The organism is Robbsia andropogonis, assembly GCF_000970345.1.
Lineage (GTDB): Bacteria > Pseudomonadota > Gammaproteobacteria > Burkholderiales > Burkholderiaceae > Robbsia > Robbsia andropogonis.
In genome coordinates this window covers 1-1,416 of sequence record NZ_LAQU01000179.1, presented here as the reverse complement: position 1 = coordinate 1,416, position 1,416 = coordinate 1, and the positions used below count along the sequence as shown (strand labels likewise).

Below are 1,416 nucleotides of genomic sequence, written 5' to 3'. Positions count from 1 at the left end.
CCGGGCCATCGAAGCGGGCACGCCACTAGACATCGTGCAGGAGAACCTTGGCCATGTCTCGCCGGCTACGACCTCCATCTATGTCACAACGGAATTGGATCGTCGCATTCGGGCGCTTGAGGAGGCGTTCTGATGACCTCCTATCGAGATCGCGTAACCAATCAACTGCGCATCGTCTATACGCGTATCTCACCACCCTAAGACGCAACTGACCGGTCGGGGAGATTGTCCTGATCGGCCACTAACAGGGCGTTTCCGCGCCTCTTATATATGATAATGTCCTTTATCACATATAAAACAGAAGAGACCAATGGCCACACGCAAGTCCGCTGCGCCCCCTCCTATCGCCCCAAAACTTCAGCTCCCTCCTGCTGCTATCCAGAAAGGTATCGAACGGCTGGGGCAGCGGATCGACGCGCTGCGGGAATTTGATCCCAAGACGGTGCCCGAAGGGGATTCACCAGAATTGAAGGCGCTTTCCGTCTCAATCAAAGAAACGCTTGAACGTTGCTTCGGTGAAAACACGTCTGCATTCAAACGATATGAACCGGCCGCTAAGCTAAGCTGGTTTGAAATGATTATCTCTTACAACTATACAACTCCGCCATATAAATACATCGCAGGGGTTACAAAAAACATCGCGAATTCCATCGCGCTACTTGAACAAGCGCAAAGCGCGCTGCAAGACGATTTGGATGATCTCGGCGGCCCCAACACGCAGGTTGCGGAGATTTCTGTTGCAGATGCTGGGCCGTCATCACGCAAGGTGTTTGTTGTCCACGGGCACGATGGTGAAGCACGTGAAATGGTTGCCCGTTTCTTAAAAGCGATGGATTTTGAGCCGGTTATCTTGCACGAGCAGCCTAACCAGGGCGGCACTGTCATCGAGAAATTTGAGGCAAACAGTGACGTTGGCTTTGCTGTCGTACTACTAACCCCAGACGACGTCGGGCGTAGCGTCAAAGAAGAAGAATGGAAACCCCGCGCACGGCAAAATGTACTGTTGGAATTGGGCTATTTTATTGGCCGACTTGGACGCAAGCATGTATGTGCGCTCAAGCGCGGCGATGTCGAGCTACCGAGCGATTACGTTGGCGTGCTTTGGGAAAAGATGGACGATGGCGGAGGGTGGAAGCTTTCTCTGGCACGGGAGCTGAAAGCGGCAGGTCTAGAGGTGGATTTGAATAGAGCTTTTTCGTTGTGAATCAGCTTGTTTCCATCAGCACTGAATCGCCCCGGCTATGAACTGACCCCCGAAAGTCGTAGAACGCAATAAAGTTGTCAATCCAGAACGCTTGCAAAACCGGGCTTTCGCGGCGCGAGTTGACATATTTATTTCCACTCGCAACGAAATAAAGTCGTCAATTTGCATGCGAACGAATTAAATTTGTCAATTTACCTTAGACCATAGAATTT

Annotated in this window: 1 protein-coding gene; it reads left to right on the top strand. The window is 51.3% G+C overall.

What is annotated here, in order from left to right; genetic code table 11:
• Positions 1-310 precede the first annotated feature (310 nt).
• Positions 311-1,204, top strand: coding sequence for a TIR domain-containing protein (locus tag WM40_RS26945; RefSeq protein WP_046154625.1), 894 nt, complete (start codon positions 311-313; stop codon positions 1,202-1,204).
• The last annotated feature ends 212 nt before the right edge of the window (positions 1,205-1,416 follow it).

Bases quoted from the DNA above. Each gene is read 5' to 3' on its own strand.
- WM40_RS26945 (WP_046154625.1), top strand. From the start codon at position 311: ATGGCCACACGCAAGTCCGCTGCGCCCCCTCCTATCGCCCCAAAACTT.